Source organism: Paraburkholderia sp. GW821-FHT02A12 (assembly GCF_059422005.1).
Genome location: NZ_JBWKWA010000001.1, coordinates 2,092,477 through 2,117,844 on the forward strand (window position 1 = coordinate 2,092,477; position 25,368 = coordinate 2,117,844).

20 protein-coding genes are annotated in these 25,368 nt (G+C 63.9%); 4 read left to right on the forward strand and 16 right to left on the reverse strand.

The features are described 5' to 3' along the window. Positions 1-126 precede the first annotated feature (126 nt). From AC07WT_RS09325 to AC07WT_RS09370, 10 genes are all read right to left on the reverse strand, one after another. Complete coding sequence (locus AC07WT_RS09325) at positions 127-1,293, reverse strand: glycosyltransferase family 4 protein (RefSeq protein WP_492593645.1); 1,167 nt, start codon at positions 1,291-1,293, stop codon at positions 127-129. A gap of 85 nt (positions 1,294-1,378) precedes the next feature. Beyond that, positions 1,379-2,608, reverse strand: coding sequence for a glycosyltransferase family 4 protein (locus AC07WT_RS09330; RefSeq protein ID WP_494946852.1), 1,230 nt, complete (start codon positions 2,606-2,608; stop codon positions 1,379-1,381). Next, positions 2,605-4,068, reverse strand: coding sequence for a glucose-6-phosphate isomerase (locus AC07WT_RS09335; RefSeq protein WP_492593647.1), 1,464 nt, complete (start codon positions 4,066-4,068; stop codon positions 2,605-2,607). Before AC07WT_RS09335 ends, AC07WT_RS09330 begins: the two co-directional genes overlap by 4 nt. Positions 4,069-4,071: 3 nt before the next feature. Next, a complete protein-coding gene (locus tag AC07WT_RS09340) occupies positions 4,072-5,223 on the reverse strand; it encodes a glycosyltransferase (RefSeq protein WP_494946853.1) in 1,152 nt (383 codons plus the stop codon). A gap of 100 nt (positions 5,224-5,323) precedes the next feature. Next, entirely contained in the window at positions 5,324-6,247 is a 924-nt protein-coding gene (locus AC07WT_RS09345) for a glycosyltransferase family 2 protein (RefSeq protein WP_492593649.1), read from the reverse strand. Positions 6,248-6,322: 75 nt separating this feature from the next. Next, positions 6,323-8,521: a polysaccharide biosynthesis tyrosine autokinase gene (locus AC07WT_RS09350; RefSeq protein ID WP_494948414.1), complete on the reverse strand. Its 2,199-nt coding sequence runs from the start codon at positions 8,519-8,521 to the stop codon at positions 6,323-6,325. 122 nt (positions 8,522-8,643) lie between these two features. After that, positions 8,644-9,861 carry a polysaccharide biosynthesis/export family protein gene (locus tag AC07WT_RS09355; protein ID WP_494946854.1) on the reverse strand — a complete coding sequence of 406 codons (1,218 nt, stop codon included), beginning with the start codon at positions 9,859-9,861 and terminating at the stop codon, positions 8,644-8,646. Next, positions 9,861-10,316 (reverse strand): arsenate reductase/protein-tyrosine-phosphatase family protein, encoded by a 456-nt coding sequence (locus AC07WT_RS09360; RefSeq protein WP_494946855.1) that lies wholly within the window; start codon positions 10,314-10,316, stop codon positions 9,861-9,863. The genes AC07WT_RS09355 and AC07WT_RS09360 overlap by 1 nt, the downstream gene beginning before the upstream one ends. 28 nt (positions 10,317-10,344) lie before the next feature. Further along, positions 10,345-11,793, reverse strand: a complete 1,449-nt coding sequence (locus AC07WT_RS09365) for a UDP-glucose dehydrogenase family protein (RefSeq protein ID WP_494946856.1) — start codon at positions 11,791-11,793, stop codon at positions 10,345-10,347. Positions 11,794-11,860: 67 nt separating this feature from the next. Further along, the gene (locus AC07WT_RS09370; RefSeq protein WP_494946857.1) at positions 11,861-13,258 is read right to left on the reverse strand and encodes an undecaprenyl-phosphate glucose phosphotransferase; all 1,398 of its coding nucleotides are present in this window, start codon (positions 13,256-13,258) and stop codon (positions 11,861-11,863) included. A 664-nt stretch (positions 13,259-13,922) separates the two neighbouring features. Between AC07WT_RS09370 and AC07WT_RS09375 the strand changes: the two genes are divergently transcribed. Continuing rightward, positions 13,923-15,488 (forward strand): mannose-1-phosphate guanylyltransferase/mannose-6-phosphate isomerase, encoded by a 1,566-nt coding sequence (locus AC07WT_RS09375; protein WP_494946858.1) that lies wholly within the window; start codon positions 13,923-13,925, stop codon positions 15,486-15,488. A gap of 128 nt (positions 15,489-15,616) precedes the next feature. Here the strand turns inward: AC07WT_RS09375 and AC07WT_RS09380 are convergent, their stop codons facing one another. Both AC07WT_RS09380 and AC07WT_RS09385 read right to left on the reverse strand, forming a co-directional pair. Beyond that, positions 15,617-16,753 carry a transposase gene (locus tag AC07WT_RS09380; protein ID WP_494946859.1) on the reverse strand — a complete coding sequence of 379 codons (1,137 nt, stop codon included), beginning with the start codon at positions 16,751-16,753 and terminating at the stop codon, positions 15,617-15,619. A gap of 579 nt (positions 16,754-17,332) precedes the next feature. After that, complete coding sequence (locus tag AC07WT_RS09385) at positions 17,333-17,629, reverse strand: YciI-like protein (protein WP_492593656.1); 297 nt, start codon at positions 17,627-17,629, stop codon at positions 17,333-17,335. Between the two features lie 450 nt (positions 17,630-18,079). Between AC07WT_RS09385 and AC07WT_RS09390 the strand changes: the two genes are divergently transcribed. From AC07WT_RS09390 to AC07WT_RS09400, 3 genes are all read left to right on the forward strand, one after another. Beyond that, a complete protein-coding gene (locus AC07WT_RS09390; protein WP_492593657.1) occupies positions 18,080-18,376 on the forward strand; it encodes a PsiF family protein in 297 nt (98 codons plus the stop codon). Positions 18,377-18,662: 286 nt separating this feature from the next. Further along, on the forward strand, positions 18,663-19,109 hold the full coding sequence (locus AC07WT_RS09395; RefSeq protein WP_494946860.1) for a hypothetical protein: 447 nt from the start codon (positions 18,663-18,665) through the stop codon (positions 19,107-19,109). 384 nt (positions 19,110-19,493) lie between these two features. Then, complete coding sequence (locus AC07WT_RS09400; protein WP_494946861.1) at positions 19,494-20,081, forward strand: BPSL1445 family SYLF domain-containing lipoprotein; 588 nt, start codon at positions 19,494-19,496, stop codon at positions 20,079-20,081. Positions 20,082-20,289: 208 nt separating this feature from the next. On the opposite strand, the gene AC07WT_RS09405 is transcribed toward AC07WT_RS09400, so the two are convergent. From AC07WT_RS09405 to AC07WT_RS09420, 4 genes are all read right to left on the reverse strand, one after another. Further along, on the reverse strand, positions 20,290-21,357 hold the full coding sequence (locus AC07WT_RS09405; protein WP_492593660.1) for a glycosyltransferase family 4 protein: 1,068 nt from the start codon (positions 21,355-21,357) through the stop codon (positions 20,290-20,292). A gap of 311 nt (positions 21,358-21,668) precedes the next feature. Beyond that, positions 21,669-23,093 (reverse strand): alpha,alpha-trehalose-phosphate synthase (UDP-forming), encoded by a 1,425-nt coding sequence (otsA, locus tag AC07WT_RS09410; RefSeq protein ID WP_494946862.1) that lies wholly within the window; start codon positions 23,091-23,093, stop codon positions 21,669-21,671. A 74-nt stretch (positions 23,094-23,167) separates the two neighbouring features. Further along, the gene (locus AC07WT_RS09415; RefSeq protein ID WP_492593662.1) at positions 23,168-24,391 is read right to left on the reverse strand and encodes a mechanosensitive ion channel family protein; all 1,224 of its coding nucleotides are present in this window, start codon (positions 24,389-24,391) and stop codon (positions 23,168-23,170) included. A gap of 457 nt (positions 24,392-24,848) precedes the next feature. Further along, entirely contained in the window at positions 24,849-25,205 is a 357-nt protein-coding gene (locus tag AC07WT_RS09420) for a Rap1a/Tai family immunity protein (protein WP_492593663.1), read from the reverse strand. Positions 25,206-25,368: the final 163 nt, after the last annotated feature.

The following is a 25,368-nucleotide window of genomic DNA, read 5'->3' on the forward strand; positions in this document are numbered from 1 at the left end:
GGCCTGATCGCAATGATTCAGGCCTCGTCTGCGTTTACGCCGCCAGGCGGCGTTAGTTTTTTGCCGCTTGCGAGAGTGAATGCGGCGAGCCATGCGCCGCGTTCACTCTGAGCAGCGTCAGCGCCTTCAGTGCACCCCACCCGCCGTAATCGCCTCGCTATACACCGACGCCACGCGCCTCGCGATGACCGAATTGTCGAAGTTATCGCGCGCGTAGCGACGGCATGCATCCGCATCCGGCAACTTCAGTGAGCCGTTCAACGCACCTGCCAGGCCTTCCGCGATCGCCTGAGCGCCGGTCGCCGGCAGCACCAGATTCGGCGACAAGCCTGCCACCGCTTCCGGCAAGCCGCCCACCGGCGTCACCAGTACGGGCGTGCCCGAGGCCAGCGATTCGACCGTGATCAGGCCGAAGCCCTCTAGCGCGACCGTCGGCACCACGCTGATATTCGCCGCGCGATAGAGCGCCGCCAGGTGCTGATCCGGCACGAAGCCCAGCAGCTTGACGTTGTTTTCGAGGCCCGCCTCGGTGATACGCGCCTGCAACTCGCCTTCGAGCCGGCCTTTGCCCGCGATCAGCAGCAGCACGTCGGGTTCGCGGCGCTTGAGCAGCTTCACCGCGTCGATCAGATCCTCGAGACCCATGCGGCGCACCAGGCGCCGCACCGCCAGCACGATCGGCCGGTCTTGCGGCAACTGCAGCTTCAGCCGTGCCTCGGCCGGTGTGATCGGCAGATTGAACTGCTCGACGTCCACGCAGCCCGGCACCACGCGCACGCGCTCCGGCGCGATACGGTAGCGCGAGGTGAGAATCTTGCCGAACGCTTCGGACAACACGATCAGCCGCGACGAGCGCGCATACACCGACTGCTCCAGATAACGCTTGGCGCGCTGGCCGAGCGAATCGGCGCCTTCCACGTGGCTCTCGTCGGCCCACGGCCCCTGGAAATGCGACACCTGCGGGATCCCGCGCGTCACGTCGAGGCCCGGGAAGGTGTACAGCGCGAAATGCGACGAAATCACGTCGGGACGCGCCGTGCTGATTTCGTGGCGCAGCGCGCGGCGTGCCGCCATCAGCCGCAACGGCAGCGATTGCGCGGCCGGGCCGAAGCCGTTGATCGCGCCGCCAGTGTCCGCGGCCACCTTGGGCGAGCCTGCCACTACGCCGCGCACCGCGACGCCCGCGCCCGGCAGCGCGCCGACCAGCGAGTAGTACATGCGGTCGAGGCCGCCGGCGCGCTCGGGAAACCAGTGCATCCCGATCTGCAGCGATTTGATTGAGCTCGTCGTCATAGTTGTTGCCCCTGTGCGTTCTGAGAGTTGTGATCGGTTGCGTGCCGGCCTGTTTCCGCGGTTTCCGAGGTTTCTGCGCAAATCGTCATTCCGCGGTCTTCTGGCCGGCCAGCGTGTTCAGCGTCAGCGCGTCGGTCTTGGCGGCCACGGCGGCTTCGGCCTTGCTGCGCCGGCGGTCCTTCTGCTCACCTTCGATCTGCCGGTACAGCGCGATGTACTGCGCGGCCATCCGCGCCCAGCCGAAGCCGGTCGCGAGCTCGTTGGCGGCGACACCCATCGCGCGGCGCGCGTCGTCGTTCGCAGCCAGACGCGAGACCGCGCCCGCCAGCGCCTTGGGATCGTCCGGGTCATCGAGCACGATGCCGCATTCGGGCGTAATGATTTCCGCGCCGCCCGCCGTGCGCGCCGTGACCACCGGCAGCCCCGCCGCCATCGCTTCGAGCAGCGAGAGGCTCATCGCCTCATAGCGGGACGGAAACACGAACGCATCGACCGAATGCATCAGCACCGGCATTTCCTTCACCAGCCCGAGAAAATGCACGCGATGCGCAATGCCGAGCGCCTTCGCCTCGTCCGGATAAGGGCTGCCCGGCAGGAACCCGGCCACCGCGATCTGCACGTGCTCAGGCAAATGCTTCAGCGCCGCCAGCACCGTGCCGAGGTTCTTGCGCGGCGTGCGCAGGTCGCCCACGAACAGCAACAGGAACGCCTGCGCCGGCAGGCCGAAGCGCGCGCGATCGCCCTGGGCCGCGGCGAAGCCTTGCGTATCGACGCCGTTGTAGATCACATCCACCCGGTTATCCGGCGTGAGCCCGATCGCGCGGATTTCGTCGGCGACCTTTTGCGACACCGCTGTGATCACCTTCGAGCGCCGGTAAGCCCAGCGTTCGAGCAACGCGTTGCAGCGCGTATAGACCGACTGATACGCGGACCACACGCCCTTGGTCAGTCCGAACGGGTAGTACTTGCTGCCGAACCAGCCGCTATGCACGAAGTGCGAGGTGTTGACGTCAGCCGGCATCCACGTGATGAAGCCGTTCACGTGCAGCACGTCGTATTCGCTTCGATGCGCGCGCAGCCACATCGCGCTCTTGAACGCGAACACCTGCTGGCGCAGCAGATTGGTGGGCCACCAGCGGCCGATTTTTATCGGCGCCCAGCGGACGTTCGGATGGGCGAGCAGATCGGGCGCGACGTGCGACGCAACCAGCGTCACGCCGATGTTCTCGTCGAGGGCGGCGCGCGCGATCTCGTGGTTGACGCGCCCCTGGCCGTCGTTATGGCGCACGACATGCGTGACAATGGCGACTCTCAATCAGTGCCTCCGTGGAGAAGTAGCGTGCGTCTGCGGTTCATCTTTTCGTAATGCACCGCAGAAAGGATCGAAAAAACGCTCATGAAAAGCAGCAGGCCGCCGGTGCCGACCAGCGAATTGGTGAACACCAGCATCGCGAAGGTCGCGAGACTGAGACTGAGGCAAGCCGAAACGTATTTGTCGTTGCGCAGCTTGAACGACGCAAGCACCGCGCGCACCACCAGCCAGACGATGCCCGACATATACAGCAGCGTGCCGGGCCAGCCGAGCACGAACGGAATGTTCATCACGCCGCTGTCGAAGTTGCCGTACTGGCCGAGCTGGCCGCCATCGTTCGAGAGCTTGGTGGAGGTGCCGGTCGCGCCCATCCCTTCGCCGGAGACGTCGGTGAAGGCGGTCTTCGCGAAGGTCGCGTAGAACTCGTTACGCGCGGCATAGCTCTGGTCGTCGCTCAGGTTGACGATCGTGTTAAGACGCGCCTGCATCCGGTCGGCCACCGGGCCGACCGCCAGCAGCGGCACGCACAGGCCGGCGAGCAGCACGGCGCTGGCGACGATGCGCATCCGCACCTTGTTGTTCGATTTGACCAGCTGGATCAGCAGCGCGATCACCCAGCCGCCCCACGTCGAGCGCACGAGGCTCAGCGCGAACGAAAAAAAGCCCAGCGCCGCGGCGATCCAGCGCACCCGGTGCGTGGCCGCCATCACGTAGACCATCGCACCCATCATCGCGAACGCGAACGGCCCCGACGAGTTCATCGTGCTGAACACGCGCACGCCCATCGGCACGGCGTCGCCCTGCGAGTTCATCTGCGAGCCGAGCATCCACAGCGCGTCCCACGGCGGCATGATGAAGAACTGGATCAGGCCGTAGCCGCCCATCACCAGCATGCCCCAGATGAACGTGTTGACGATGGTCGCGCGGTACTGCGGATATTGGCGCGTGTGCGCCATGATGTGAAAGCCGATCAGGATCGGATAGAGCCAGTTGGCGAGGTCATAGGTCGCGGCAAGCGGCCCGCTCGACATCACGCCGACCATGAACGCGTAGGCCAGGCCGAGCAGGATCAGCAGCACCGGCAGACCGCGCCGCTGCGCGAGCAGTCTGTAGTAACGCAACAAGGAGAGCGCGCTGATCATCGTCACCGCAAGCGGCGCAACCTGGATCAGGCTGGTGGGTGTGAAGGAGCCTTTGGACCAGTCGGCGAGACGCCGCACTTCCGGGCTCAGGAACCACAGCCACCACATGAACCCGATGTAGCGCGCCGGGCTCTTGAAGTACAGCCACAGGCCGGTCAGGATCGCGAGCACTGGGAACGCGAGCGTGAGCACTGTGCCCTGATGCGCGACGATCAGCACCGCCGTGATCAGCCACAGTAACGCCGGCGGCAGCCATTCCTGCGGACCGCCGGACAAAAGACGTCCGGCGCCGCTCTCGCCAGCTCGCGTAATCGTCGACATCGTTTAGAGGCTCCCGCTCGATTCACGCGGGCTGGGGCGCCGGCCTTGCCCCACCGCCTGGGCCCGCAGCGCGGCCCGGGCACGCAGCATGTCCTGCGTGATCCGCACGTGCTGCATCGCGTAGTGCTGCGTCGTCAGATCGCGCGACAGCAAACCGGCCGCTGCCGCCTGCGCCTGGCGCAAGGCCTCAGCGGGCGAGGCCGCGAAGCCGTCGACTGCTTCGCGCAGCGCCTGCGGGTTGAACGGCGGCACATAAGCCGCCTCGCCCGCCGGGAAATAATCCTGCAACGCGCCGACGTCGGTGACCACCATCGGCTTGCCGAGCGCCGCCGCTTCGAGCATCACGGTGATGCCGGAGGCGTGCGAATTCGGCCGCAGCGGCACGACGATCACGTCGGCCCAGTCGTAGAGTTCGTGCTGCTTTTTGATGCCCGAAAACAGCGCGATCTCGACATTCGCTGCGCGCAGCGACGCGGGAATACGCCGGCGCGTTGCAAGTTTCACCGTGTAGCGCGCATCGTTGCCGAACGCCTTGATGAGGCTCTCCCAATCGCGATCGCGATCGTTGCCGATCGCGGCGATACGGATCGGCGTGTGCGGCGTCCATTCGGTCGGCGCTTGCACCGGGAAGTCCTGCGTGTTCAGGCCATAGTAGACATGCCTGGCGTCGCGGTTGAAAAAGCGCTGGCACAGCTCGGCGTTTTCGCTGGCGAGCGTGGTCAGCTGATCGGCGCGCGCAAGCAGCTTGCGATACAGCCAACTGCGCAAGATCCCGTAACCAGGCCATTTATCGAGCAGCCACACGCTTTGCGCGAGCAGCAACGGCCCGTCCGCGGCGCCCGCCTTGCGGCCGCTCAGCAGCAGCATCAGCGCGGCCGACAGATGTTCCTGCTCGGTATGCGTCCAGATCACGTCCGAGCGCAGCATCTCGGCGCGGTTGCGCCACGTATGAATGAAGTCGAAGCCGAGCGCCGCCTTCAATGCGCGGCGCAACAGGCGCACCGGCTTGCTTTCGCGCGCGTCCTGCGAATAGGTCAGCGCGAACGCGTCGGATTCGGCGTGGTGATAACCGTACAGACAGCCGATGTTGTCGCCCGGTCGATAAAAGCGCGGGTCGGCGCCGTAAAACAGATGAACGTGAACTTTCGTACTCATGCAGGCACTCCGCTCTGCCGGTGGAAAGGGGCATCGGCGGCCGGCCTGCGGGGCCGGCGCCGATACAGGAACGCATGGGTCAGGCGCTGGATCACGAGGCTCAGGACAGCGCGCGCCGCGCCTCATGCGCGCCGGTACGCACCGCGCGCCAGCGCGACAGCTTCAGGCCCGCCTGTTTGGAGAGCAGCGCGAGCGCCGCGTGCGTGAGCCCCGGATAGACCCGCGTGCCGACCAGCGTCCACCACCACCAGGCGGTTTCGCGGCGCAGCGGCGGCAGCTGGTCGCGCAGGATCAGATGGAAGTTGAAGGCGGCATTGCGCAACGCCGCCATGGTTTGCGCGTCGCGCCGGTCGTCGTCGAAACGCTCGGCCGGGAAATGATCGACCGCCACGCGCGGGTCGTACATCAGCTTCCAGCCGGCGTTCTTCACGCTCAGACTGAAGGCCATGTCGTTGTGAACCTGCGCGCCCGCGCCGCGCAGGCGCGCGTCGAAACGGATCGTGCGGACCGCATCGCTGCGGTAGCTCATGTTGGCGCCCTTCAGGATATCGACTTCGCGCGCGCCGCCCACCCCGAGATGATGATTGCCGATGATCCTGCCGTGCGCGGTGACCTTGCCGACCAGCGGCCGCTCGCCGTCCAGCACGCGGCCTTTTTCGTGCACCCAGTCGCGCCCGCCGAGAGCGCCCAGACGCGCATCGCTTTCGAATGCCGCCGCAATCCGTTCGACCCAGTCGGCGTGCGGCGCGGCGTCGTCGTCGGTGATCGCGATCACGTCGCCGTTGGCCGCGTCGAGCCCGCGATTCAGGGCCGCGACCTGGCCTGGCACCTCGACCAGCGCGACGGCAAGCGGCAGCTCGCCGGGCACCGCCGGATCGCGCAGGCACGCGCGAGTCGCCTCGTCGTCGGCGCGCGCGACCACCACCACTTCGTCCGGCGCGCGCGACTGCCGTTGCAGCGCCGCGAGACAGCGCGCGAGATCGGCCGGGCGGCGGAAAGTGGGAACCAGTACGGTCACTTTCATCGTGAAGTCCTTTTTTCGTAGTTGCGCTGCGCAGTTGCACTGAATGCGGAGCACAGGGATCGCCTCCGCGCCTCTTCAGGTACTAAGGTATTCCTGGACCGCCGCATAGCTGCGGTCGTAGCCGCCGCGCGAGCGCGCCGGCATGCCGTTGAAGATCCCGCCCTGCACGTGCACGCCGGCCGCCCGCAAGCGCTTCAACGCATCGGCGATCTCGCCTTCGTTATGCACGCCCGAGCGCATGACGAAGAAGGTCGAACCCGCATAAGCCCCGATGATCGACGCATCGGTCACGGCCAGCACCGGTGGCGTATCGATCAGGATCACGTCGTAGCGTTTGGCGAGGCCGTCGAGGTATTGCGGCAGACGCGGCGACATCAGGAGCTCCGACGGATTCGGCGGACGGCGGCCGCACGAAATGAAGCTCAGGTTCTCGATGTTCGAGCTGCGGATCGCCTCTTCGAGCGAGATCTGTCCGCTCAGCAATTCCGACATGCCGTTCTCCTGCGAACCGCCCATGTAGCGTTCGAGCACGCCGCGCCGCATATCGCCGTCGATCATCAGCACGCGCTTGCCCGAATGCGCGAGCAGCACCGCCAGATTGGCCGTCAGAAAGCTCTTGCCGACGCCGGCCATCGGACCGGTCAGCATGACGATGCGGTTCTTCGCGTCCATCATCGAGAACTGCATCGAGGTGCGCAGACTGCGCAGGCTTTCGACCGTGAAGTCCTTGGGACGCGCGCTGGCCAGCACCGAACGCAGGCGCTCGCCGCCGCGCTGGAAACTGCTTTCGAGCACCGCCTGCTCGGCGCTGAGCGGCACGAGACCGAACACCGGCAGATGGAATGCGCGTTCGATGTGCTCGGGGTCGTCGATGCCCTTGAACATATTGCGGCGCAGGAACACGAAACCCGTGCCGGCGATCAGCCCGAGAATCACCGCCGCCGACAGGATCAGCGCCTTCTTCGGCTTGACCGGCACGCCCGGTCGCAGCGCGGCGTCGACGATATGCACGTTGCCGCCGGTGCCGGCCTTCTGCACCGACAATTCCTGCACGCGGTTGAGCAGCAGCACGTAGATGTCTTCGGCCACCTTCGCATCGCGTTGCAGCTGCACGGCCTTCACTTCGGTGGCCGGCAGATCGCGGAAGCGGTCGGCGTATTTGGTGCGCTGCGCCTCCAACTCGGCCATCTGCTGGCGCGCGGTCTTGAGCATCGGATGGTCGTCGCCGTAACGCTCGGTCAGCTGCGCCATTTGCAGACGCAAACCGGCGATCTGCTGCTCGTACTGCACGCTGCCTTCCAGGTACACCTTGGCTTCGTCGCTCGCGTTGATCGAGCCGGACTGGCGCTGATACGCGGTCAAGGCGGCTTCCGCGCGTTCGAGATCACTCTTCAGACGCGGCTCTTCGCTCTTCAGGAAGTCGAGCATCTTGCTCGCGTCGACCTGCTTGTTCGACACGTGTTGACGCACATACGACTGCGCGAGCGCATTGGCCACTTCAGCGGCATGCTCCGGGCTCTTGTCTTCCAGCGAGATCTGGATCACGCCGGTCTGCTTGCCCTGCTCCTGCACGGTGATCGCCGACTGGAACGCGGTGATCGCGTCGAGGTCGTTGGAACGCACCACCGTAAATTGCTCACCCGGGCGCGCCACCAGCTTGTTGACCACCATCGTCACGCCGCCGCCCTGCTCCTGCTGGCCGACCTGGCCGTGCAGCAGCAGCGCGCCGTTCTCCGCATACAGCTCGTAGTGCTGGTCGTCGATCACCTTCATCGTCAGCTTCTGGCCTTCGAGCGCGGGCACCACGTCGATCGAATCGACGTCGGCGATCTCGCCGCCCCAGCCGTACGAAGACAGACCCAGCCACGGCCGCGCCGGCTGGCCCGGCGTCGCCATGCGCGCGGCGATGCTGCCGAGCAGCGGAATGGTCTTCGGCGTGACGCTGAAGTTCAGCTTCAGTTGCTGCACCACCGGGCCGACCACGCCGCGGCTCTTGATGATTTCGATTTCGGCATCGGTCGGCAGCGAACTCGACCCGGTGGTGATCGCCGCGCCCGTCTGCGTCTGCGTGAGCGCCTGCGACGTGTTATCGGACTGTTCGACCCGCACGTGCGCATCGGCCGAATAGATCGGCTTGGCGAGGAAACAGTACGCGACGGCGATCCCGACGATCACCGCGGCGATGGCGATCAGCCACCAGATGTCGTCGAGGATCACCTGCACCAGTTGGCCGAGGACGACGTCCTCTTCTTCGGTCCTGGCCGGTGCGACCATGTGTGGAGTGATTTGATTGCTCACAATTCGATCCCGTATCGGTTACGTCAGCGGTTGCTCCAGCATTTGCTGCAGTCCCGCGCCCTGGGAGAGCGGCGCGGGGCTGTCGGCGGCTCAGACGCTTATTTCGTCAGCTGCTTCAGGTAGAACACCGTCTGCACGGTCGGCAAGATCTGCTGCAACACACGGTTGAACGTGGTCGAAGCGGCGGTGCCCACATACACGACATCCATCGGCTGCAACTGGAACTGGGTCGACAGCATGATCGCGTCCGGCTGCGTCATGTCGAGGCGGTAGACGTCCGGCGTGGTCGGCTTCTCGCGCATGCCGCGCATCACGTAGATCTGACGCGGATTGGCGTCGGTATCGAGGATGCCGCCCGCTTGCGTGAGCGCATCGGCGATCGACAGACGCCCCTTGAGCATCGGCATCTGCATCGGCGTCTTCACCTCGCCCATCACGAACACGCGGCTGGCGCTGCGATCCGGAATGTTGATCACGTCGCCGCTTTGCAGCATCACGTTCTGCGTGGTGTCGCCGCTATCGAGCATGCGGTTCGCGTCGAGCACGTAGAGCTGCTTGTTGCGCGTCAGACGCACACGCTGGATGTCGGCTTCGCTGGTCGTGCCGCCCGAGCGTGTGATCGCGTCGACCAGCGTGAGCGGCACGTCGCTGACGGCGAGCGGCCCCGGCGTCTTCACTTCGCCGGTCACCTGGATTTTCTGGCCGCGATACGACAGCACGCGCACGTCGACCTGCGGGTTGCGGATGTAGCGCACGAGGCCGCTGCTCAGTTGATCGCGCAATTCGCCGACGGTCTTGCCCGCGGCCTTGATGCGGCCGACGAACGGGAAAAAGATCGTGCCGTCGGCGGCGACCGTCTGGCCGTACGGATCGGCCTGGCCCGGCAATGCGGCCGTGTACGGCTGCTGCAAGGCGCCGCCGACCGATTGCGTGGTGTTGCCGCCGGCCGACAGCGTACTGCCCTGCGGCGTGGTCAGTTCAGGGTGGTCCCACACGGTGATGCCGAGAATGTCCTGCGGCGCAAGCCGGTACACGTACTGCGACGGGTCGCCGATGCTCGAGGTCGGCAGCGCCTGCGGCGCGCCGGCCGCTTGCGTCTGGGCGGCCACGAGCGGCCCGTCGATCAGATGGACCGGATAGGTCTCAGTGGGCTGACTCTGATGCTGCCCGTCGTCTTTCAGATGGGACGTGTCGAGGTAATTCCCAGGCGCGGTGGCGCAGGCCGACAGAAAGGACGTCAGCAAAAAGGTGGCGGCGAATTTCGTTCGAAGATTCGCCGGTGAATTCGCGTTGAGGTTCGCGGTGATTTTCTTCATCAGCATATTTTCTTCAGCCATCCCATGACCAGATGTTCGATGAGCACGAGACTCTCTCGATAAGCGGCTTCCGCGCCGCCGTGGGGATCGGAGACGTCGGAATCGTGTTCCCACTTGCCGAGCGGATAGACCTTGCCGCGCGAGGCCGGATCGAGCGCTTCGACTTCGCTCACCTGCGCGCGCTCGCTGACCAGCACCAGATCGGCGGAGCGCACGAGGCGCCGGTCGAGACGCCGCGAGTAATGGATATCGGAGGCGACGCCCTGCTCGGCGAGCAGGCGCCGCATCACCGGGTCCATGCCGTGACCCTCCACGGCACGGATGCCCGCCGAATGAAACGCGATCGGCGCCGAGCACGGCTGCGAGGCCGCGCGCTGCCGTGCCTTGAACAGCATTTCGGCGGCAGGCGAACGGCACACGTTGGCGTGACAGACGATCAGAACGTTGGCAAACATAGCGGGCTCCCTAGCACGGCTTGGCGGCCTAGCGTCCAGCCGCCGCGGTGGCCACGGCGGCCGTGTCGGCCGTGACCGGGCCGTTCGCGCCGACCCGTGCCGGCGCGTTGCGCAGCGCGTGCTGGCGGCCGATCGCGTGGTACTCGATACCGAGTTCGAGCAGCGCCTCCGGCTCGTACAGATTGCGGCCGTCGAAAATCAGCGGTGTCTCGAGGATCTGCTTGAGCGAGTCGAAATCCGGGCTCTTGAAGACCTTCCATTCGGTAAGGATCACCAGCGCGTCGGCGCCCTCGGCCGCCTCCATCTCTTCGTTCACGAACGACAGGCGCGCGAGCTGTTGCGGCACGTCCTTCAGATCGAGTGCGAAGACGCGCTTCGATTCGTCGATCGCGACCGGGTCATAGGCCTTTACGCGCGCGCCGCGGCGCAGCAGCTCGGCGATCAGCGGGCGGCTCGGCGCTGCGCGCATGTCGTCGGTATTCGGCTTGAACGCGAGGCCCCACACGCCGAAAGTGCGGTCCGACAGGTCTTCGCCCAGACGCGCCACGATCTTGTGCGCGAGGATTTTTTTCTGCGTGTCGTTGACGGCTTCCACCGCTTCGAGAATGCGCAGATTCTGCTTGTAGTCGGCGGCGGTGCGGATCAGCGCCTGCACGTCCTTCGGAAAGCACGAACCGCCGTAGCCGCAGCCGGCATACAGGAAGTCGTAGCCGATACGCGGATCGGAGCCGATGCCGCGGCGCACCGCTTCGATATCCGCGCCGACGCGATCAGCCAGATTCGCCAGCTCGTTCATGTACGAAATGCGCGTGGCAAGCATCGCGTTGGCCGCGTACTTGGTGAATTCGGCCGAACGCACGTCCATGTACAGCGTGCGTTCGCGATTGCGATTGAACGGCGCGTACAGGCGCTTCATCAATTCGCGCGCCTTCTCGCCCGGCACGTCTTCATCGCAGCCGAGCACGATGCGGTCGGGGCGCGTGAAATCTTCCACGGCCGCGCCCTCTTTCAGGAACTCCGGGTTCGACACCACCGAGAACATGTGGCTCTCGCCGCGTGCGGCCAGTTCACCGGCGATCACCTCGCGCACGCGCGAGGCCGTGCCGACCGGCACCGTCGATTTGTCGACGATCACCTTGAAGGCCGTCATATGGCGGCCGATATTGCGCGCGGCGGCCAGCACGTATTGCAGGTCGGCGGAACCGTCTTCGTCGGACGGCGTGCCGACCGCGATGAACTGGATATCGCCGTGCGCGACCGCGGCTTCGACGTCGGTCGAAAATTTCAGGCGGCCGGCACGGCGATTGCGCGCGATGATCTCCTGCAATCCCGGCTCATGGATCGGCACGCCGCCGTTGTTGAGCACGTCGATCTTGCGCTGATCGACGTCGAGACAGAATACGTCGTGGCCGATGTCCGCCAGACACGCGCCCGTCACGAGGCCTACGTAGCCGCTACCGATGATCGTCAGGTTCATGTATTACACCTCGGAGAATTGAGTTGGTTCAGAACAGCAGACACGCGATGCATTGCGCGGCTGTCGCTCAATAAGCGTTGCTGCCCACAAAGCCCTTCCACAGCGTCAGCACGACGATCTTGATGTCGAGCCAGAAGGTCCAGTGCTGCATGTAGTACAGATCGAGCTTGACGCGGCCCATCATCTTTTCGATGCGGTCGGTTTCGCCGCGATAGCCGTTGATCTGCGCCCACCCGGTGATGCCCGGTTTGATCCGGTAGCGGTGCATGTAGCCCTTCACCAGATCCTTGTAGATGTCGTCGTGTTCGAGCGCATGCGGACGTGGACCGACCACCGACATCTCGCCGCGCAGCACGTTGATGAATTGCGGCAATTCGTCGAGGCTGGTGCGCCGCAGGAACGCGCCGACCGCGGTGATGCGCGGGTCGCGCCGCGTGGCCTGGGTGATCCTGCCGACCTCTTCCTTGTGTACTTTCATCGAGCGGAACTTGTAGATCTCGAACTGGTTGCCGTCGATGCCCTTCCTCTTCTGGCGGAAGAACACCGGCCCCGGCGAGCTCAGTTTCACCGCCACGGCGATCGCGAGCATCACCGGCGACAGCGCGGTCAGCGCGCCGAGCGCGAACATGCGGTCGAAAATGCGCTTGGGCAGCACGCGCAAGTCCGTGATCGGCGAAGCGGCCAGGTTGATCGCGGGCACGCCGAGCAGATCGACCATCGGCTGATTGAAGAGCGTGAGGCTCCGCACATCCGGAATGAAGCGGATGTTCACGAAATCGTTGCGCAGATCCATTACGAAGCGGTGAATCGCCTTTTCCTTCGAGATCGGCAGTGCGAGCCACAGTTCGCGAATCGCGCGCTGGCGCACCAGCTGGATCATGCGCTGGTAGTCGCGCTCGACCGGCACGCCGTCGATCGCGTCGGCGGCGTCCGGGTCTTCATAAGGATTGATCGTGCCATCTTCATCAAACACGGCGACCGGGCTAAAGCCCGCTTCCGGCCGGCTGCGCATCTGCTCGATCAGAAAGCGGCCATACGGCGCGCCGCCGACGATCGCCACCGCGCGCTGATTGAAACCCTCGCGGCGCAATCCCTTGAGGATCGAATAGACGATCACCTTGTTCACGATCAGCAGCACGATGGTGGCCGCCGCCCAGTACACGAGCCACAAGCGCGACAGGCTGTCCGAGCGGTGCAGGCTGAAGCTGATCAGAATGCCGGTGACCTCCACCATCAGCCATCCGCCCGCCACGCGGCACAGCAGGTCGTACAGCGGCTTGCCGCGCCACGACTGATAGATCCCGAGCGCGGGGAAAAACACCACCACCAGCAGGCAGTCGAACGCCAGCGAAATGCTTTGCACATCGTCCAGCCACACGAATTTCCCGCTGTGCACGGCCGCCCCAATCCAGGCGCCAAGGGCGACCATCGCAATGTCGATGATTCTCGATAGAACGCTCAGCATGCGCTGCACCTCAGTTCGTCAGTCAAGGGCCATCCGTCGGTTGGTTGAATTCCTGGTACCCGGTTATGCACATCAGCCCCGCAGCAGGACGCACAACGCCGCCATGCGCGCCCCGCCACCGAATGCGCGCCGCGAAACTAATTGGCCTGTGCTATTGCCACGCCGTTTCTCCGCTCTAAAAAATCCAGCTAGCCAACCAGGTGGCCGAGACGGATAACGCGTGTCGGAATGAGTGAATACCCTTGTACAGGTATAGATAAAGCGGTATTAAAATTCGGACCGCAAGACAGCAAAAAATCTCAAAATGTATCGGTCAAAATTTCGATATTTTTTCGGAATTTGTTCGGCAATTATTGCCGGTTTTGGTGTTCGAAAGACCGGTTGAGTGCCCCGCCGAAAGCCCGGACCGTCATTTCTTCCTGTTTGCCTACGAAGCTTACGCACCGCCCTTCGGCTCTATTCTGCGACATTCGCCCGCGTAAAAAAATTGCCCCCGATTTTTTTATTGTATTTTTTATTTTTTAAAAAAATAAACAGACATTCTGGCGTCACGGAAGGACTAATTTTACTGGCTTTTTTATATAACTTCTATTTAACGCGCTTTTATTGACTCGTTACTTCGTGTTAAAACTCGACGCATTCACCCAGCCTCGAGGAGTCCATCATGACAGCTCCGGTTACGGCCACTCCCGCCGACACCCGGTCCACGCAAGCCATGCCCCTGAACGTCAAGCTCAAGGTTCACCCCGTCATTCTCGCCGGCGGCTCCGGCACACGCTTGTGGCCGATGTCGCGCGAGCAGTACCCGAAACAGCTGATTGGCCTGCTCGGCGATGATTCGCTGCTGCAATCCACGACGCGCCGTCTCGACGGACTCGAAACCGGTCATCTCCTGGCCGAGCAGCTCGTCGTGGTGGCCAACGAAGAGCATCGCTTCACGACCGCCGAGCAATTGCGCACGAGCGGCAAACCGAGCCGGCTGATTCTCGAGCCCGCCGGCCGCGACACCGCGCCGGCGCTCACGGTGGCCGCGCTGTCGATCGCCGCGCAGGACGAGGACGGCATCATGGTCGTGATGCCCGCCGATCACGCGGTGACCGACATCGACGGTTTTCGTGCGGCGGTCGCCACGGGCGTGCAGCACGCCGAAGCCGGCCATATCGTGACAATGGGCATCGTGCCGACGCGCGCGGAAACCGGCTACGGCTATATCCGTATCGGCGCGGCGCTTGGTACACAGCCAGGCATGCCTAACGACAGCGCTGAAGACAGCGCCAAAGCGGCCGGCACGCTCGCCGCGCACAAACTCGACCGCTTCGTCGAAAAGCCGCATCTGGAGCTGGCGCAGCGCTATATAGAGTCGCAGGAATACTGGTGGAACAGCGGCATTTTCATCATGCGCGCGTCGACCTGGCTGAAGGCGATCCGCCACTTCCAGCCGGCCATTTACGAAGCCTGTGATGCGGCGTTTGCGGGCGGCAAGGCGGACGGCGACTTCTTCCGTCTGCAACGCGACGCATTTAGCGCCTCGCCGTCGAATTCGATCGACTACGCCGTGATGGAACAACTGGGCAACGATCAGACCGCCGCTTCCGGCGTAGTCGTGCCCTTGCAGGCGGGTTGGTCGGACGTGGGTTCATGGGACGCGATCTGGGAAATCTCGGACAAGGACGCTGACCGCAACGTGGGCCGCGGCCGCGTGATGTTCGAAGGCGCGGCCTCGACCTTCGCGCACTCGGAAGGACGCCTGATTGCCTGCGTAGGCACCCAGAATCTGGTCGTGGTGGAAACGGCGGACGCGATTCTGGTTGCCGACAAATCGCGCGTGCAGGACGTCAAGAAGATCGTCGGACGGATTCGCAACGACGGCGGCCTGGAAGCGGCCAACCATCGCAAGGTACACCGGCCGTGGGGCAACTACGATTCCGTCGACACGGGCGAGCGCTTCCAGGTCAAACGCATCGTCGTGAAGCCGGGTGCGCGGCTCTCGCTGCAAATGCATCATCACCGCGCCGAACATTGGATCGTCGTGCGCGGCACGGCGCTCGTCACGCGGGGCGAAGAGCGCTTTATCGTCTCCGAAAACGAATCGGCCTATATTCCGCTGGGCGTGACCCACCGTCTCGAGAACCCGGGCAAGATGCCGCTCGAAATGATCGAGGTGCAGTCCGGTTCGTATCTCGGCGAAGACGACATCGTGCGCTTTGACGACACGTACGGACGCCAGTAAAGGCCGTCAATGAAGGACGTCAATAAGACAGCGCCAGTGAGTCACAACGGATGAAGCAGGACCCTGCGGCGGTTGCTCCTACCGGCCGCGGGGTACCGCAGTGCTAGCCGCCGCGCTAGCCGCCGCGCTCATCCCGCGTGGGAGATGAGTTCTGGGAACGCCGGGAAACGATCTGACGCACTGCTCTCTGTGGCCGCCGTAGCTGTTGTAGCCGGTTCGCTGGGATAACGGCGCAGCGGACCGCGGAACGCACCCATAGGACCATGCAAAGGCGCGCCGTGATTCACCGTGACGGGCTCCGGCACCTGGCGCATGGCCGGTAGCGGACGTGCCGGTAGCGGACGTGCAACCGGCACAACGGCATTGACGGCAGGCGCAGTACCCGCAGTCGCCAGCGTGCGGCATTCGCGGTCGATCCACTGCCGCGCCCAGTCGAGCGCGCACTGCTCCGCTGCTTCCGCCTCCGCAAAGCGCGGGCCGACCAGACCGGAACGCTCGACGCGTTTGCCGTCCTTCATGATCTCCGCCCATGCGCGATACATCGCGTTAGGCACCCGCTCCGCCACCACGTAGATCAGATAGCCGCGCCGGTCGGCGACCTGCGTGCCGCGTGGCGCGAGGCTCATCGACAGCGGACTGCGCTGGTCGTCGGATTGTTGCGGCCGGCCTTCGGCGATGGCGGCGGACGTCATGCCGCCCATCGCGCCCATCGCGTCCGTTTCGGCGAAGCTGGACGGCGCGGCACGCACCGCGTGAGCGGACGGCGCCGGCGGCACATCCGCCATGCCGGACAACTGGCGTGTGATGTCGGCGATCGGATCGGCCGAACGCCAGCTGCTCAGGCGGCTCGCCATGCCGGGCGCCTGCCACGACTCGGGGCTTTTCCAGGACACGCCACGCAGACTGTCTTCGCGCGCGCTGGGAGGTTCTGCTACCGGTGCTGCGGGTTTGGCCGCGACGGGCGGCGCCGGTTGCGGGACGTACGCGAAGGTACGCCCGGTTTGGGATAACAGCCGAACCATCTCGAGGAGGGTGCCGTTCAATTGCCATTCTTCAAAACGGCGCCGGCAGGTGGGACCCGACGGATAGCGGCCTGGCAGCTTCGACCAGGGTTCGCCAGTTGTCAGAATCCACAGGACGGCATTCGCCACGATACGTGGTTCGGCGCGCGGCCGGCCGCGTCGATTCAGACGGACGGCCGGCTCATCAGAGACAAGCGCTGCCAGCAGCGCCCATTCTTCATTGCTTAGCTCATCGAAAAACATGGAGTTCTCCACGCAGCCTGGCCGGGCCGCGGCTTTGGACCGCCACGGATTCAACTTTCACGATCCGTGTACAGCCCTCGGTTGCACAAATATGTTTTGTACGTTCTGTTTGTAAGTCCGCGCCGCACTGCGTTAGTGCGGTTTGTCCCTATTGCGAAGCACAAAACGTGGTCTCACTCGTGCATGGGAGAATTTGTGCACGAAGCATACCACCACCAGGGTTTGCGTGAATATCCTTGAGACAAGTGTTACGGATGGAAACAATCTTGTCCTTTTTGCTGCGTCATTTCTCGAATTGCCGTAACAGAAAGGCGGTTGGTTCCGGCGACGAAACCCGCTATTGGGCAGCGAAACGGCAAAGGATCAGCGGCGAATAGCCTTTATGAAATCGGCGAAATGCGCGGCGAATCATTTCGCTGCGCTTTGAACGAATTTGATCGCTGACGCAGCGCGCACGAACACCGCGCCAACTACGCTTGCCCGTAATCGGCGCGATGCGATGAAACAGCGAACGGCAGCCCTCAGGCATGCGTTCGCATCGGTGTCCGTGATGCTCGAAAGAAGTTCAGGGCGTTGCGTCTAGCGCACCGGTTGCGACGCGTGCTCGCCCACCACGGTCGTCCATGGACGCACGCGCCAGCGCGTCACGAGACCCGCAAGCACATACGGATCGGCCTCGGCAAAGGCTCCGGCGGCCGCGGGCGAGTCGCCCTGGAAGAGCAGCACAGCCGTATCGACCGGATCGGCCAGCGCGCCGGCGAGTAGCAATTCGCCGCGCTCGACCGCCGCCCGTGCGTGTTTCAGATGCTCATCGCGATACGCGCCGCGACGTTCGAGGTAGTCGGGCACAAGGTCGTACATCAACAGGTAGTGCATGGCGTAGCCTCCTTGGCATGCGTGATAGATGAGATGGGCAGCACCTCGGCGCGGAATTCGAGTCGATATCACCCTCCGATCGACAGCGAAATTTCCTGCCTATTTCTAATTCAATTGTCCAAAATCTCAATGCCGATTGCATTGCTGGATCTTTCATTATTTCATCACCCATGGCGGTGATCTGTTTGAATTTTTCGTGGCCAATTAATCTGGAATGCATAACATAACTTGACAGTGCTACGATCCGTCCGTCCCTACACTGGAGGGCGGCTTCTGCTTCCCCGCCAGGTAGGGAAAACCAGCGTCATGGCTTGTCAACCGGAATGCGCTTTTGTCCGTTCTGGCAGACAGCAATTGCCACAATGGACGTGCTAAGGGTGCCCTGGATGCCGTTGATGCCCGCGCGCACGACCACTAAAAAAACGTTTTCACCACCGAAGGGAGTGTCACATGAAGATCCAATCCGCAATCGCAACGCTGTTGTTGGGCGCGGTCCTCGTTTCGCCAGTGTTCGCGCAGAACAGCCAGCAAACGAAAATGGCCGACTGTAACAAGCAGGCCGGCGACAAGAAGGGCGACGACCGCAAGGCTTTCATGAAGACCTGCTTGGCGGCGAAACCGGCCGCCGCTGCGCCGATGAGCCAGCAGGACAAGATGAAGGCGTGCAACACGCAGGCCGCCGGCAAGAAAGGCGACGACCGCAAGGCGTTCATGAAGACCTGCCTGTCGTCCGCGCCGGCTAACTAATCGCGCGGCGCGTCACCGCGCCTTGCCTGAACAGGGCCGCGCCGCTCCCCGGCGCGGTCACTGCTTTTTCCTTCCTGCCGCCCCGCCGCTTCGTAGCAGCTTCATAGCCGCTTCGTAGCAGCTTCATAGCACCTTCATAGCACCTTCATAAGAGCTTCATAGCCCATTCGCGCGAACGCGCCGTTTTTCTTCTATGATGGCTGCGGAGACGGCCCACCCCCACACACAACATTAGACGGGCCGCCATCTTGTCGTTGATGCCAAAGAGCATCGATCGGAGGCAAGGATGGTATCGAAGCATAAAAACCGCTGGTTGAGGCGGTGGCTGGTCGTCATCATATTCTGGGCGGTGCCGGTGGCGATCGTCGCGGTCAATGAGATCAGGGAGGAAATGGCGTATAACGCCGTCGACCTCGACCGCGCGCTAACCACCTGGAATTTCACCGACGCACAACGCGCCGCTGGCGCACCCGCGCACTGTCACGGCAAACCCGACGAAGCGCAGGCAGCCGGCTGCCCGGCCGACGTGCTGGCCGCCAACGCGCCGCGTCAACAGGACGCCCGCGATGAATACAGCGTGCGCCGCTCGACCCTCTTCGCATACCTCTGGCACGCCTTCGTCGGCTACTGGATCGTACCGGCCATCACGCTGTTCGTGATCGGCGCGGTGATCGGCGTCATCCGCCGCGTGTTGCGGCGGCCACCGGTGAAAAGTCCGGCGAACAACAGCTGACGAGCGACCGACCCGTGCGCTGTTGCAGCATCCCGACAACACTTTCAATTCGATTTCGACACCATTCGCACGAAGCAAGTACGAAGCAAGAATCAGTAAAAACGGGGGGGCGCGCGGCCGGAGTGCCGGTTTCTTCGTCCAGATAGTTATCGGGCACGATGCTGCCGGGCACCACTCGGCCGCACCTTCCAAACGGCTGGCAAGCGCCTCTTGCGGCCGGTCAAATTTACAGCATCGAGTTTTGCGATCTGGCGCAAAGCCCCGCCGCACAAGGCTTTTAGAGATAACGCCAAGAAAACGTTCCAGGCTTGCGTGTGCTATAACGCAAAGGCAACCCGGCAATACATTTGAGGTTGCGCCCAGGAACCACGATGGAGAAAAACGATGCAAAGACGAAACTTCATGCTGACGACTGCCGCTGCGCTTGCTTTCGGAGGCCTTGCACTCGCCGGTTGTACAACGAGCGGGAGCAGCCACGACACAGCGTCCACTGATGCATCCAAACGCAAGTCGATCGACGCCAGCGTCGACGGCACCATGTCCCGGCTGTTCACCTCCGTGGCGGGTTCGCGTGAACTCGTGTCGAAGGCGCGCGGCGTACTCGTGTTCCCGTCGGTGCTGCAAGCGGGCTTCATCGTCGGCGGCCAGTACGGCGAAGGCGCGCTGCGCGTGGGCGGCGGCACGGTCGGCTACTACAGCACGATTTCCGGCTCACTCGGTCTGCAGGCCGGTGCGCAGTCGAAGGCCATCATCTTCCTGTTCATGACGCAGGATTCGCTCGACAAATTCCGCAACTCGGACGGCTGGGCCGTGGGTGGCGACGCCTCGGTGGCGCTGGTCAAGGTGGGCGCGAACGGCGCGATCGATACGACCACAGCTACGGCGCCGGTCGAAGTATTCGTGCTAACCAATGCCGGCCTGATGGCCGATGTATCGCTCCAGGGCACCAAGGTATCGCGCCTGAAGATCTAAGCGCGCTACCGGTTGACAGGTCCGCGTTTGATCCGCCGGTTTCGCACGCGGCGGTAACCGGGTCAAATGCAGCGGGGCAAACGCAGTCCATGTTCCATCAGGCTGACGCCAGGGCTGTGAGCCCGGTGCAGCGGCAATAAAAAACGGCGATGCGCACTGCACCGCCGTTCTTTTTTTTGCGCAGCCGCCCGCCGCGGCTCAGCGCAACTCAGCTCCCCGACGTATCGATCACCTTGAAGCGCGAGCGTTTTTGCGCGCGAATCACCGATTGATACGCGTCCACATATTGCTGCGCCATCCGGTGCGAGGTGAAGCGTTCTTCGAAGCGTTGCCGGACACCCGCCCGCGGCACCTTGTGCAAGCGATTCACCGCTGCCACCGCGCCGATCTCGTCTTCGACGATGAAGCCCGTCACGCCCTCTTCTAGCACTTCGGGGACCGAGCCGCGATTGAACGCGATCACCGGCGTGCCGCACGCCATCGCCTCGATCATCACCAGACCGAACGGCTCCGGCCAGTCGATCGGAAATAGCAGCGCATGCGCGCCGGACAGGAATTCGGCCTTCTGGTTATCCGCGATTTCGCCGATGTACTCAACGTACGGCAGATCCAGCAAAGGCCGGATGTCGCGTTCGAAGTATTCGCGGTCGGCGGCATCGACTTTCGCGGCGATGCGAATCTGCATGCCGCAGCGCCCGGCAATGCGGATCGCCGTGTCGACCCGCTTTTCCGGCGAGATGCGGCCGAGAAACGCAAGGTACTTCTGCTCGACCGGTTGCGGCGTGTAGAGCTGTTCCGGCAAGCCGTGATAGACGGTGGTGAGCCACCTGGCCTGCGGCAACGGATGACGCTGCGCATTCGAAATCGAAATGACCGGCGCGGTGTTGAAGGTGTCGAACACCGGTTGTTGCTCGGGCAAATCGAGGCGGCCGTGCATGGTCGTGACGAACGGCGTGTCCTGCCGCTTGAAGACCGAAAACGAGTAGTAGTCGAGGTGGAAATGCAGCACGTCGAAATCTTCGGCCTGACGGCGCACCAGTTCCATCAACAGCATATGGGGCGCGATGCGGTCGCGTATGCCCGGGTCCAGACGCAGCGCGCGCGGCCATACCGCTTCGAGCTTCGCACTGGTGACGGAGTCGCCGCTCGCGAACAGCGTCACGTCATGGCCGAGATCGACCAGCGCCTCGGTGATGTACGACACGACGCGCTCCGTGCCGCCATACAGCTTCGGCGGCACCGATTCGGTCAAAGGGGCGATCTGCGCAATCTTCATATCTTGTCTCCGTGAACGGGCGGCTTGGGCCGCTTTTGGCCTGCGGCGGGACGCACTACCGGCGCATCAGGGACGCTGAGTATGACAGCGCCGGCATCTCCGATCAATGCAACGGAGTGCCGCGCGGCCGCCTGCACCATCCGCATCCAAGCATTATTCATCAGGGCGCAATAAAAAGCGCTTGACCCTTTCAATTCCTCGGCGCTGTTACATTCAATTTACATCCGGCGCTTAGGTCCGGCGCTTAGGTCCAGCGTTTAGGTTAGCAACCCCGGCACGTTCGGCAACCCCTGCGCCCCCGGCAATCTCGTTCACGCGCGCCATGATGTATGCCCGCCGCCGTTACCCGGTTTCTGCACCGGCACACTGCGCAGATCATTCAGGAAGGTATCACGCCACACGCCGAGGTCGTTCTTGCGCAGCGCCGCCATGTTGATCTCATGACGCCGCCGGCGCGCATCGAGCGGCATCTGCAAAGCACGCTGCAAGGCCTCGCACATGCCGATCGCATCGTGCGGATTGACCAGCAGCGCGCCGCTCAGCTCCGCCGCCGCACCGGCGAAAATCGACAGCACCAGCACGCCCGGATCGTCGGGATTCTGCGCGGCCACATACTCTTTCGCAACGAGATTCATGCCGTCGTGCAACGGCGTGACAAAGCCGATCTGCGACTCGCGAAACAGCGACATCAGCTTCCAGCGGTCGTACTGCTGATTCAGATAGCGGATCGGCGTGTAGTCGAGGCCCGAGTAGCGTCCGTTGATGCGCCCTGCTTCGTATTCCAGATCCTGACGGATCTTCTGATAGGTGGCGACGTCCGAGCGGGTTGGCGGTGCGATCTGCACCAGCGTGACATTGCCGCGCCATTCGGGCGAGCGCTCCAGCAGATGCTCGAACGCACGGAACCGTTCGACCAGTCCCTTCGAATAATCGAGCCGGTCGACGCTCATGATCAGCTTGCGGCCTTCGAGGCTCTGTTTCAGGTCGAGCACATGCTGACGGCTTTCATAGCGCTTCGCCTGCTCGGCGATTTCGTCGGGAAACACGCCGATCCGATAGACGCCCGTGCGCAGCTTGCGGCCGAATGCGTCGACGTGGCCGTCCGCGCTCACGCTGCCGCGCGCGTGGCGCGTCACGTAGTCGTGAAAAGCGAGTTCATCGGTCGTGGTCTGGAAACCCAACAGGTCGTAGCACGACAGCGACTTCACCAGCTCTTCGTGCGGCGGAATGTTGAGCAGAATCTGCGGCGCGGGAAACGGAATGTGCAGGAAGAAACCGATCCGGTTCGTGATGCCTTCCGAGCGCAGCGCTTCGGCGAACGGGATCAGATGGTAGTCGTGAACCCAGATCACGTCGTCGGGTTCGAGCAGCTTGATCAGCTTGTGCGCGAGCCACGCGTTCACGCGCCGGTAGCCCGCATACTCTTCACGCTCGTAGCGCGCGAGGTCGTTGCGGTAGTGGAACACCGGCCACAGCGTCGCGTTCGAAAAGCCACGATAGTACTGGTCGTAATCCTTGCGTGTGAGGCCGACAGTCGCAAAGGTCACCGCGCCGTCCTGCTCCAAATTCGGACCGGCATTGGCGACGGTCTCGCTCACCACGTCGCCGCTCCAGCCGAACCACACGCCTCCCGCATCCTTGAGCGCGCCGAACACGCCAACGGCGAGGCCGCCCGCCGATCCTCTGGTTTCCGTCGGCGTTGCGACGCGATTCGACACAACGATCAGTCGACCCATCCTGGTTGTCCTCCCTGGTTCGCATGGCGCGGCACACACCGCCCGCCGCACGCATCTGCACACGAGCGTCCCCGCTACGCCGTTTCCTTCTGCTTGTGCTGCGGACCGCTCGCCTGCGCAAGGCCCACGCGGCTCGCCACCGGATCGGCTTCGGTGTGCGCCGCGGTGCTGCCCGCGGGCGTCTGCGCGCTGCGCGGCACCCAGTCGAGCGGCTCGTCCTTGCCGCTTTCCAGTTCGGCCGATACTTCGGCGCGCGCTCTCGGCAAGTATTGTGGATAGTGCTTCTGAATGAAGTCGAGCAGCCCCTCGCGGACCCGGCAGCGCAAGTCCCAGTTCAAGCCTGAATCGAGCGAGCTGACCAGCGCGCGCAACTGCATCGAGCGCTCGGTGCCGTCGGTGACTTGCAGCACCTGCACGCGGCGATCCCACTCCGGCGCGTTCTCGACGATGCGCGCGAGTTCCTCGCGCAACGGCGCGAGCGGCATCCGGTAATCGACGTACAGAAACACCGTGCCGATGATCTGCGAACTGCTGCGCGTCCAGTTGGAGAACGGATTCTCGATGAACCATTGCAGCGGCACAATCAGCCGCCGCTGGTCCCACAAGCGCACCGACACATACGTGCCGGTGATTTCCTCGATACGCCCCCACTCGCCCTGGATCACGACGACGTCGTCGAGCCGGATCGGTTGCGACAGCGCGATCTGCAAGCCGGCGATCAGATTGCCGAGCACCGGCCGCGCCGCAATACCGGCGACCAGACCGGCCACGCCCGCCGAGGCCAGCAGGCTCGCGCCGATCTGCCGCACATTCGGAAACGTCATCAGCGCGCCGCCTACGCCGATGATCACGATCACCAGCATCACCGAACGCGCCAGCACCCGCGCCTGCGTATGGATGCGGCGTGCCTGCAGGTTGTCGGCGGTATCGAGCGGATGGGCCTGGATGATCGCCTCGCCGATCGCCGCCGCCGAGCGCACCGACAGCCAGGTGAGCGCGCCGATCAGCGCGATCGCGGCGCCGTCGCGCAGCGGCGTGATGAACGTGAGGGTGTCGGGCGCCTCCCACCAGACCGCCTCCAGCGCAAGGATCACGAGGACGGACAGCGACGGTTTGTCGATATAGCGCAGCACGACGCTGGTGAGCGGATACGGCCGCGCGATCCGCGTGACGATGCGCGCGCCGACCCGATGCACGCCGGCGGCCAGCAGCGCCGCGATCACCGAGACGGTCAAGGCGCCGAGCCACGTATGCAGCGGCGCTTCCGCGATACGGCTCAATTCGTCGAAAGTGGGCATGGGGGCGTTGTCCTCTTGGTGGCTGAAAACGAAACCGGCGACCGGGCGGCGGCGACGTCGCGTGTTGCGTGGTGCGTGGTGCGCGCCGCGCGGGCCATGCCGCCGGGTGGACAGGCGGTGAAGCGGCTGCCGGCAAGCAGCAGGCAGCCTCCGGAGCGGGTGTAAGCGCCGAAGCTGCCCGGTTGATGACATTGGCGCGAGCGCTACGACGGCGCGCCGGTTATGCATTGCTGCATCCGCCGCCCGGTCGGCACGGCCCGCCTGTGCAAGGCCAAGGCATTCGTCCGTCCGGACTGGGAAAGACGGCCGCCGCGGGCAACTTCTGAAAGCGCGGCCGGGGTTCAAACCCGGTTTTAACCGGCATCGCGCCGGGTTGAAACAGTACCGCTCAAGCCGGCCGAACCGCCGAACGAGCCCGTAGCGAGCACGTCGGCGTTAGCCGTAATTCAAATCGAAATCAACTGCCGCTCTTGCAAGGAAACGCCTTGCCGAGCCCCAGCGAGATCGCCGTACTGGCGTTATAGCCCGCGACGATCGGGTTTTCCGCGATGTACTTGCGCACCGCGTCGGTGAGCTGCGCCGAGCGCGCGTCTTGCGGCAAGCAGAAGTACTGGCCGACGCGCGGCCCAGTGGTGCCGCCGATCGCGTCGATCGTATTGAAGATGCCGTCCGCGGCGCCTTCGATATACGCGGCGCACGCGCTGCGCGACGCCACATCGGTCTTCGTGCACAGCTTGTTGAGGTCGCCTCCCGTAAACGCAGCTGCCGATAGCGGTATGGCAAGCGCGCTGGCGAAAATCAAAGCCCGCAGCATGGTGTTCCTTTCCAGGGGTGTTTATGAGGCGGTCGGGTGCCGCATCCGGAGGGCGCGCCCAACACGGCGCGCCAAAGCCGTCATTCTGCACTGTTTTGCCAGGCGGCAGTCGTGCGAACTGCCGCCCTTTTAAGGCTCAATTGCCGGTTCAGCGCTCCGGCCG

Coding starts and splice junctions, on each gene's coding strand:
- AC07WT_RS09415 (WP_492593662.1), bottom strand. CDS start 24,391: ATGCCCACTTTCGACGAATTGAGCCGTATCGCGGAAGCGCCGCTGCAT.
- AC07WT_RS09385 (WP_492593656.1), bottom strand. CDS start 17,629: ATGCACTACCTGTTGATGTACGACCTTGTGCCCGACTACCTCGAACGT.
- AC07WT_RS09365 (WP_494946856.1), bottom strand. CDS start 11,793: ATGAACCTGACGATCATCGGTAGCGGCTACGTAGGCCTCGTGACGGGC.
- AC07WT_RS09380 (WP_494946859.1), bottom strand. CDS start 16,753: ATGTTTTTCGATGAGCTAAGCAATGAAGAATGGGCGCTGCTGGCAGCG.
- AC07WT_RS09370 (WP_494946857.1), bottom strand. CDS start 13,258: ATGCTGAGCGTTCTATCGAGAATCATCGACATTGCGATGGTCGCCCTT.
- AC07WT_RS09360 (WP_494946855.1), bottom strand. CDS start 10,316: ATGTTTGCCAACGTTCTGATCGTCTGTCACGCCAACGTGTGCCGTTCG.
- otsA (WP_494946862.1), bottom strand. CDS start 23,093: ATGGGTCGACTGATCGTTGTGTCGAATCGCGTCGCAACGCCGACGGAA.
- AC07WT_RS09390 (WP_492593657.1), top strand. CDS start 18,080: ATGAAGATCCAATCCGCAATCGCAACGCTGTTGTTGGGCGCGGTCCTC.
- AC07WT_RS09395 (WP_494946860.1), top strand. CDS start 18,663: ATGGTATCGAAGCATAAAAACCGCTGGTTGAGGCGGTGGCTGGTCGTC.
- AC07WT_RS09350 (WP_494948414.1), bottom strand. CDS start 8,521: ATGGTCGCACCGGCCAGGACCGAAGAAGAGGACGTCGTCCTCGGCCAA.
- AC07WT_RS09405 (WP_492593660.1), bottom strand. CDS start 21,357: ATGAAGATTGCGCAGATCGCCCCTTTGACCGAATCGGTGCCGCCGAAG.
- AC07WT_RS09420 (WP_492593663.1), bottom strand. CDS start 25,205: ATGCTGCGGGCTTTGATTTTCGCCAGCGCGCTTGCCATACCGCTATCG.
- AC07WT_RS09375 (WP_494946858.1), top strand. CDS start 13,923: ATGACAGCTCCGGTTACGGCCACTCCCGCCGACACCCGGTCCACGCAA.
- AC07WT_RS09400 (WP_494946861.1), top strand. CDS start 19,494: ATGCAAAGACGAAACTTCATGCTGACGACTGCCGCTGCGCTTGCTTTC.
- AC07WT_RS09355 (WP_494946854.1), bottom strand. CDS start 9,861: ATGAAGAAAATCACCGCGAACCTCAACGCGAATTCACCGGCGAATCTT.
- AC07WT_RS09340 (WP_494946853.1), bottom strand. CDS start 5,223: ATGAGTACGAAAGTTCACGTTCATCTGTTTTACGGCGCCGACCCGCGC.
- AC07WT_RS09335 (WP_492593647.1), bottom strand. CDS start 4,068: ATGTCGACGATTACGCGAGCTGGCGAGAGCGGCGCCGGACGTCTTTTG.
- AC07WT_RS09345 (WP_492593649.1), bottom strand. CDS start 6,247: ATGAAAGTGACCGTACTGGTTCCCACTTTCCGCCGCCCGGCCGATCTC.
- AC07WT_RS09325 (WP_492593645.1), bottom strand. CDS start 1,293: ATGACGACGAGCTCAATCAAATCGCTGCAGATCGGGATGCACTGGTTT.